General features: G+C 46.2%; 5 protein-coding genes. 3 read left to right on the plus strand and 2 right to left on the minus strand.

The annotated features are described in order from the left end of the window. Together selB and GXO74_02835 are read right to left on the minus strand one after the other, a co-directional pair. The coding region (gene selB, locus GXO74_02830; protein ID NOZ60594.1) for a selenocysteine-specific translation elongation factor at positions 1-1,629 on the minus strand (1,629 nt) is incomplete at its 3' end. Then, positions 1,629-3,023: an L-seryl-tRNA(Sec) selenium transferase gene (locus tag GXO74_02835; protein ID NOZ60595.1), complete on the minus strand. Its 1,395-nt coding sequence runs from the start codon at positions 3,021-3,023 to the stop codon at positions 1,629-1,631. The genes selB and GXO74_02835, both read right to left, overlap by 1 nt. 617 nt (positions 3,024-3,640) lie before the next feature. Here GXO74_02835 and GXO74_02840 point away from each other — a divergent pair. From GXO74_02840 to GXO74_02850, 3 genes are all read left to right on the plus strand, one after another. Beyond that, the gene (locus tag GXO74_02840; GenBank protein NOZ60596.1) at positions 3,641-4,549 is read left to right on the plus strand and encodes a universal stress protein; all 909 of its coding nucleotides are present in this window, start codon (positions 3,641-3,643) and stop codon (positions 4,547-4,549) included. A gap of 542 nt (positions 4,550-5,091) precedes the next feature. After that, complete coding sequence (locus tag GXO74_02845) at positions 5,092-7,536, plus strand: T9SS type A sorting domain-containing protein (GenBank protein NOZ60597.1); 2,445 nt, start codon at positions 5,092-5,094, stop codon at positions 7,534-7,536. A 299-nt stretch (positions 7,537-7,835) separates the two neighbouring features. Next, the coding region (locus tag GXO74_02850; protein NOZ60598.1) for an oligopeptide transporter, OPT family at positions 7,836-8,841 on the plus strand (1,006 nt) is incomplete at its 3' end.

Raw genomic sequence — 8,841 nt, forward strand, 5'->3', positions numbered from 1 at the left:
TTCATCTGCAAGCTGTCCCGGGTTTGATGTGGCGAAGGCTTCGTCGTAAAGTTTTCGGGCAATTTTTTCCGTCATTCTTTTTTGCACATCGGACAAAGCCAGGCCTTTGCTTTGCAGGGCGGCAATGTTATTTTTCAATGAAATTTTTCCATCGGCGGACAATGTTTCGAGCACGCTATTCAACAGCAGCGCATCGTTGATTTTCAAATTATTTTTCAACTCACTCAGTGGAATGCCTCTCCGCGCCGGATTGTCGCGATGAAATTGCTCCAAGTTGTCAAGCATCTTTTGTTTCAATTTTTGAAACTCTTCTCTGAGTATGAAAAATTGTTGACCTTTGTCAATAATTTTCGTGATTCTTTCTTTTTTCTCCGATTCGTGCAGAATTTCTTTCACCTGCTCTTCGCGCATAATGGCAGCGCGGGAAATTGCTTCTATTGTAGCCAACGCAGTTCCGTGTTTTTCCAGAATAATTTCCACAAACTCGGCAGGGTTGCTCTGGTCAAGTTTCCGAATTTGCGCCAACTCTGTGGCAGAAAAACGCTTGTGCCGTCGCGGATGAGCATCGATAATTGAGCCGCCGCCGATGGTTTCCACCGGCGAAAAGCGGCGAAGAACGAAGCGGTCGCCGTGATCGGCAATGATCTTTTTTTCCAGCTTCATCTGAATCAAGGATTCCTCGCCGGGCAGAATTTCTTCTTTTTCCAGCAGCCGAACCCGGGCGATTACTTCTTCAGTCCCCACGTGCAAATGGACGCGTTCGTTGTGACGAAAAGGTTTAGGGGCACTTTTCAGCAAATAGAATTTAGCGTCGAGAAATTGCGTCGGCACAAAAAAGCCAGGCTCCGCCACCACATTGCCGCGTCTGACCGCTTCTTTTTCGATGCCCACCAGATTCAACGCCGCCCGATCACCAACTTTCACGCTGGAAACATTTTGCTCATGAATCTGCAAATTTCTCACGCGTAATTTTGCTCCCTGCGGCAAGAGCTCTACTGTTTGATCCACTTGTAGATTCCCTGAAAAAACCGTTCCGGCGACAATCGTCCCGAATCCTTTGATGGTAAAAATTCTATCTACCGGCAAGCGAAAAATGCCTCTGCTCTGCCGATCCGGAGCGACAGCAATGGATTTCATAATTTGCTCGCGCAAATCTTCAATGCCCTCGCCGGTCACGCTGGAAATGGGAACGATAGGGGCATTTTCCAAAAAACTGTTTTTGACAAATTCTTTCACATCGTCGATGACCAAGTCCAGCCAATCTTTTTCCGCAAGGTCAATTTTGGTGATCACCACGATGCCGTTCTTGATTTGCAGCAATTTCAAAATGTCAAAATGTTCGCGCGTTTGAGGCATGATTCCGTCGTCGGCAGCGATCACCAGCAGCACCAGATCGATGGTGCTTACGCCGGCGACCATGTTGCGAATAAATTTTTCGTGCCCGGGCACATCAATAATTGTGATGTTTTCACCCAAAAAAGCAAATCCTAGATCAATGGTCATGCCGCGGGCTTTTTCCTCTTTCAGCCAATCCGTATCCCTTCCGGTGAGCTGTTTGACCATGGCGGTTTTGCCGTGATCGATATGCCCGGCTGTGCCGATTACGTAATGTCTTTTGAAACTTTCCATTATTCGTTTTCCGCTGAAATAATTTTTTGTACAGAAGCAACAATCATGCGAATTTCCGGCTCAAATAAAGTACGCACATCAAAAGCCACGCGGTCGTTGATGATTCTGGTGACTATCGCCGGTTCGCCGAGACGCAATTCCTTCGCCAATGTTTCGGCAGAGAAATTTTTCACGCTAACCAGTACCAGCCGTGTGGGCAGCGATTCCGTAGCCAGCGAACCGCCGCCAACCTCGGAGCGACCTTTTTGAATTTGAACGTCTCCCCTTTCCTGAATTACGTTTCGTAAGCCCTGACGCAAACGACTCGCCATTCGCTGCAACTGACTTTCCGTACGCAGCATGAATTTCAACGCCGGATGCTCTTGCAGCAACAGGTCTTTGTCAAAATAAAGCCGCAATGTCGCCTCCAACGCCGCAAAAGTCAATTTCCCGCAACGCAGCGCCCGTGCGAGTTGATTTTCTTTAATCGCCTCAATGAATCGCTTTTTGCCGACGATGATTCCCGCCTGGGGACCGCCGAGCAATTTGTCGCCGCTGAAAGTCACTACATCGGCGCCGGCGTTGACGCTTTCGCTGACAACCGGCTCTTTGGGCAGGCCGAATTCCGACAAATCGAACAACATGCCGCTGCCCAGATCGTGCATCACCGGGAGATGATTTTTTTCGCCCAGCACGACCAGTTCCTCCAGCGAAGTTTCTGACGTGAAACCGATGATTTTGTAGTTGCTGGTGTGAACTTTGAGCAGCAGACCTGTCTCTTCGTTTATTGCAGACTCGTAGTCGCCCACTTTGGTGTGATTTGTCGTACCGACCTCCCGCATCACTGCGCCGCTGCGTTTCATGACTTCGGGGATGCGAAAAGAGCCGCCGATAGTTACTAATTCTCCCCGGGAAACAATCACCTGCCGATTTTGAGCCAGCGTGTTGAGCGTGAGTAATGTCGCGGCAGCGTTATTGTTCACCACAGCGGCAGCTTCAGCACCGGTGAGTTCGGTCAGATATTCTTCGACAAGATTGTGCCTGTTGCCTCTTTTCCCGCTCGGAAGATCGATTTCCACGCTGGAAAATCCGCCACTAACAATCGCCAGCGCCTCTCTCGCCGCCTTGCTCAATGGCGCCCTGCCAAGTCCTGTGTTCAAAATTATTCCGCCGGCATTAATGACACGTTTTAAATTTGGCTGAACCGACATTTTGAGGCGAGAAAAAATTTCTTCTTTGAGAACATTTTTGTTCACCGTTTTCTCGTCAAAGAAAGAATTTTCCCCGGCTAAAATTTCCCCGCGAATCTGTTCCGAAATTTTCCGCACTTGCCACGCGATCAAATCCCGCGGAAATTTTTCAGCCAGTTTTCTCACTTCAGCCTGATTAAGCAGCCAATCTACCTGCGGTATCATGCGAAGAATTTCGTTTTTACTGGCATTCTTTTTGTCAGCCAAAATTTTCCCCTCTGCTAAATTTCAATTTTTCAATTCGCTTGATGTATAAATTTTAAAATTTTTTCTGTCAATAGCAATAAAAATTTTCACTTTTTGTAATAAAAGCCAATTTGATTGGAGACAAGATGCAGCCTACAATTTCAGCGGCAGCGAAATTCACTTTTTTGAAAAAAATAAAAGCAAATCAGACCCTTCTTTTGCATTTACGTAATTCTGATTGCAAAATCAGGAATGACTTTTAATTTTTCTACCAAAACCCGAGTTTTTCACAATGCTATTACGCGTTGTAATTTAAGAAGTTAACAAGCTACTTTTTTTAGCTAAAAAAATGGCACAGATTCTGCTAATATGGTTTCGATTCCAGATTAATAGGAATCGGTGTGAGTTTTCCTCTGCAAAAAGTAGCTCATACCCCGAAAAGCCGGCATCGCCCCCCAGGATGTCGGCTTTCTTTTTTGTGCCAATTGCTAAAAATTTGAAAAATATGTGAAAACATGTGAAATTTACTTGATTTTTTCAAATGTTAAGTTTATATTAAAACATCTAACCACCATAAAGCAGGAGAAGGCACAAAGATGATAAAAATCAACAAAGTTCTCTGTCCGATTGATTTTTCTACTTGCTCTCAGAATGCCGTAAAACATGCGCTGAAAATTGCACCATTAATCGCGAAAGAAGTGCATCTTTTCCACGCCATCATTCTCTACGAAGATGGTTCTTACAAGCCGGATGACCGCTTGCCGGACAATCTCATCAGCTACGATTTGATCGAAGACATTTCCAATCAAAAAATGAATAAAATTACTAAAAATGTGGACGAGAGTGGACTGAAAATTGTCACCGCTAATTCGCGCGGATTTTCCGCGGCGGATGAAATTTTGAATTACGCGGCCGAAAATGATATCGATTTGATCATTATGGGCACGCACGGCAGAACTGCCATTGCCCACTTTTTACTGGGCAGCGTCGCCGAACGCGTGGTGCAAATGGCAAATTGTCCGGTGATGACGATTCGGGAGGATGTTACTGAATTTTTCACGCACCGAAAGATTCTCGTGCCCGTTGATCTGTCGGAATATTCCCGCCTGGCGCTCATTCACGCGCTGCAAATCGCCGAAGCGTTCAATCTCAGCGTGACGCTTTTTCATTCGTTCGAGCAGCAAATTCATCCCGCGTTTTACGTCAGCGGCAAAATTTCCATTTTTGAAATAGACTCGCAACTGAAAGAACGAGCGCTGGCAGGCATGAAAAATTTCCGCAATGAATTTGATTTTCCGGGCGTGAAAACGGAGTACGCGCTTGCCGAAGGCGCGGCTTATCACGAAATTTTAGAATTTGTGGAAAAAAAGCCGCATGATTTAATCGTCATGGGCTCGCACGGGCTCAGAGGACTGGAACATTTCCTGTTGGGCAGCACCACTGAAAAAGTCGTTCGCAGCGCAAATGTGCCCGTGCTCACAGTCAAAAAGATAAAAAGTGATTAAATATTGTAAGTGATAAGTGGCAAGTTACTGACGTAGTAAACAAAAATAGTTGCGGGCATTATTTCGATTTTTAGAGAAATTTTGAAGCATCGTTCTTTTTAACTTTTCATTTTTAATTTTTAACTTTTTCTTTAGGGTCTTTCGCACTGGTTGCACCTTTGATTTTTGCACTACACCAAATTTGCTGAAATTTACACCAAATTTTTTGCACCTTTGATAATCCCAGTGCGTTTGTGTTTGGAACACCAATCTGCTGTTTAAAAAATTTGAGCCTTTTGTCGAAATGGGCATGCATGTCACAAAATAGACAGGCGGGGTGTCATTTTTTGTACAATTTTTTCTTGAAAATGACGGGTAATTTGCCCCTTTTTGCACGCCCACTGAACGAAAGGGTTCATCACCCTGTCATTTTTTAGACAAAATGCTAAAAATGGAATTTTAAAATTGAATTTCAAACCATTGCTATCTTTTTGTTATTATTTTACTTATAATTTTTGCTATTTTTCCGGCACAGAGTTTGAATAGAAAAGGACATCAAGGCCATGAACAGCAAAAATCAGCAGGACAAGACTTCAATGAATTCAATTTTTTCAAATAAATTTTTTATCGTCTTTTTTGCACTCATCATTTTACCGAGTTTTTTGTTGGGAAATGTCATCAAGAAAACCTACCATTTTTCCGCACCGGAAGTTAAAACGCAGGCTGACGGCTCCGCTCTCGTCGATTTCGGCACCAGTTATCAGATGGGACTCAGCGGCGGCCCGACACTACCTGTTCACAAAATAGCGCTCCTGCTTCCCCCGGGACATATCGCTACCGGCATTGAAGTGAATTTTAAAAGCCCAATGAGTTTGGGCGGCGACATTTTTTTAGCACCGCACCAGTCGCCGAGACCAATGGGAATTCCTTCGGCCAAACACAAAGAGTTCAATCAACAACTGTACCAGCAGACCACTGCCATCGATGGCCCGGACCCGGCTGTACACACCCATTTTCTTTTTGGGCATGCAGTCGCCATCGGTGTGATTAGTCCCGTGCAATATGTCCCGGCAGGGCAGGATTTGAGCTATTACACTGAAATTGAAGTTACCGTGACCACGGAGCCGGACTATCGCGCCGTGGAAGCACTGCAATTTTACCGGGACGATGCGCTGACACTGTCCCGTTTGAAAAATTTGGTCGATAATTTTGACGAGTCAATTTCGCTTTACCCGCAGCAATCAAATTCTTCAGTTTACGACTATTTGATCATCACTACCGAAGAATTTAAATCAGATTACCAAAAATTAGCCAATTTTTACAATGTCCGCGGATTAAAAACGCGCATCGCCACTGTAGAATCGATTTACAACGATGTTCTTGGCAGTGACGAACCAGAAAAAATTCGTAACTACATCATTCAGGAAGCACAGCAAAATTCTATCACCTACGTCCTGCTCGCCGGAGACGCCGATGTCTCTTCCCTGGGACAAATGCAGGTTCCCGTGAGATATTTTTATTCGGAAGTGCTGTCCGGCGAAGATACTTACAGGGCTGACATCCCGAGTGATCTCTACTATTCGGCTCTTGACGGCAGTTGGAACGATGACGACGATGAACACTGGGGCGAACCCGGCGAAGATGATTTGTTGCCAGAGCTTTTTGTCGGCAGAATTCCGGCGGACAATCACCAGGAAATTCAGGCAATTCTCAATAAAATCATTAACTACCAACAATCTCCGGTTGTTTCTGACGCAAAAAACCAACTGCTTGCCGGCCAGCATTTGTGGGACGATCCGCTTTCCTTTGGCGCGGATTATCTGGACATGTTGGTCGGCGACCATGACGACAATGGATATTCTACGTACGATTTGCCGTCCTTCTTGAATTTGGACTATCTTTATGACCGCGATGTTTATCCGGCGCACTGGTCAAAGGAAGATTTGCTGAGAGAAATCAATAAAGGCCAAAATTTCATCCATCATTTGGGGCATTCAAGCAGCCGGGGAGTGATGACGTTTTCTTTGTACGACATTACCAATGAAAATTTTAAAGACATTAATGGTGTCAACCACTTAAATCCGATCATTTATTCCGAAGGCTGCGAAGCCGCAAAAATAGACGCCGTCAATTCTGACGGCAGCGACTGTATAGCAGAGAAAATGTTGGAAATAGAAAATTTTGCCGTGGCGTTCATCGGAAACACGCGCTACGGCTGGTTCAACGAAGGTCAAACAGAAGGTCCCAGTTTACATCTCCATCGCGAATTTATCGACGCGCTGTTTCACGATGGTATTTATTCACTCGGAGGCGCGCATGCGGAATCTCGAGCCCAGAGCGCGCCTTTTGTGACAGCTCCCGATGAATGGGAACCTGGCGCTTTGCGCTGGTGTTTCTATGGCGCCAATGTTCTGGGCGATCCCGCGCTCGCCGCCTGGACCGGAGAAATTCGCGATTTTGAAAATATCGCGCTTCCCGCTGTGATTTCCGACAATTTTGCCGTGAGAACAAACGTACCCGGCGCCACAGTGGCGCTTTCCATAGACAGCGTACTCATCGCCGCGGCGCACAGCGACAGCAGCGGAACCGCATTTTTCACTATCGATTCACTGGAAATCACCTCGCCAGTGACAGTGGCAATCACAGCGCAAAATTACAAACCTTACGTCACAAAAATCAATTTCGATCCGAATCCCTCGGACGTGGATGATCAACTCGCGCAAACAACGAAAAAATTCGAACTAAAAAACGCCTATCCCAATCCGTTCAATCCAACCACGACCATTGAATTTTCTACCACAAAGACGGGTTTTGTGGAACTGGCGATTTACAACATTCGCGGGCAAAAGATTAGAACTCTAATTTCGCAAACCATTTCCGCTGGCAGCCATCGCCAAATCTGGGACGGGAAGGATGATTTTGGCAGACCAGTACCCGGCGGAGTTTACCTGTATCGCATTTCTTCGGCTGAAGGCAACAAGACGAAATCCTGTGTGCTTTTGAAGTGATTTGTGATTAGCCACAGGGGCACAGAGGAATTTGATATAGACCACGGATGACGCGGATTGGGCGGATTTTCACGGATAAAAAATATCGAAAAGGCATAAAATGACTAATGTCCAGTGCCTAATGCCACTAACAACTCACCACTAACTACTCACTACTAACCACATACCACTCACCCAAAAAACATCGAAACCTCTCCCCCGTTTCAAGCGTTAAATTGCTTACTTTGCCACTATTTGCGAAATTTATTCCCTTAAGAATTCAAAACTCTTAACTTTTCATAAAATAAAAGGAACACTGGATGGCAGATTTCAAACCTTTTGTCCCTGCGGAAGCTGAACTGAAAGACTTCAATGCCAAGACAATCATTCTGGGTGTGATTCTGGGTGCGGTATTTGGTAGCGCAAATGCTTATCTTGGGTTGTTAGTCGGATTGACCATCAGCACAGCGATTCCTCTGGCGGTTGTGTCCGTTGCTATTCTGCGAATTTTGACCCCGATTTTTGGCAAACCTACCATTCTTGAGTGCAACATTTCTCAAACCACCGGTTCAGCGAGCTCCTCGCTGGCATCGGGAATCATTTTTACCATTCCCGCGCTTTTCATCTGGGGCTACGAACCGAGTCTTTTGCAAATCACTTTGCTGGCAATTGCCGGCGGCGTGACTGGAGTTTTGTTCATGATTCCGCTGCGCCCTTTTCTCATCGTCAAAGAACATTACAATCTCCCCTATCCCGAAGGAACAGCCAGCGCGGAAGTGCTTATTGCAGCTTCTGAGGGCGGTTCCACGGCGAAAAATGTATTTTTGGGTCTGGGCATCGGCGCGGCGTTCAAGAGTCTGATTTCATTGCTCTATCTCTGGCCCAGTAAGGTTTTTCTCCACATTCCGTTTCTGCGCAAGGGCGTAATCGGCGTTTCCACGACGCCGGCGCTGCTGGGCGTGGGCTACATTCTCGGCAGAAGAATCGGCGCCATCATGGTCGGCGGCGGACTGATCTCCTGGGTGCTCATCATTCCGTTCATCGCCTACAAATTCGGCGATGCTCCAATCTGGGCAGATACTCTGGCATATTTGAAAACCAGAGGTCTTGCGGACGGAATTACCACGATAGGCCAGTTGTCGGCAAAACAAATCTGGGAAGGTTACATTCGCATCATCGGCGCCGGAGCTGTGGCAGCAGCGGGAATTATCACCGTCGCCCGCTCCATTCCCACGATGATTGAATCCCTGAAAATCGGTATCGCGGGACTAAAAACCAGCGCTGCTGAGATCGACAAAGGCAAACTACGCACGGAGCAAGATCTGC

Source organism: Calditrichota bacterium (assembly GCA_013152715.1).
Taxonomy (GTDB): domain Bacteria; phylum Zhuqueibacterota; class Zhuqueibacteria; order Thermofontimicrobiales; family Thermofontimicrobiaceae; genus 4484-87.

Excerpts from the sequence above, each read along its gene's own strand:
- GXO74_02835 (NOZ60595.1), bottom strand. The coding sequence starts at position 3,023 with ATGATACCGCAGGTAGATTGGCTGCTTAATCAGGCTGAAGTGAGAAAA.
- GXO74_02840 (NOZ60596.1), top strand. The coding sequence starts at position 3,641 with ATGATAAAAATCAACAAAGTTCTCTGTCCGATTGATTTTTCTACTTGC.
- GXO74_02845 (NOZ60597.1), top strand. The coding sequence starts at position 5,092 with ATGAACAGCAAAAATCAGCAGGACAAGACTTCAATGAATTCAATTTTT.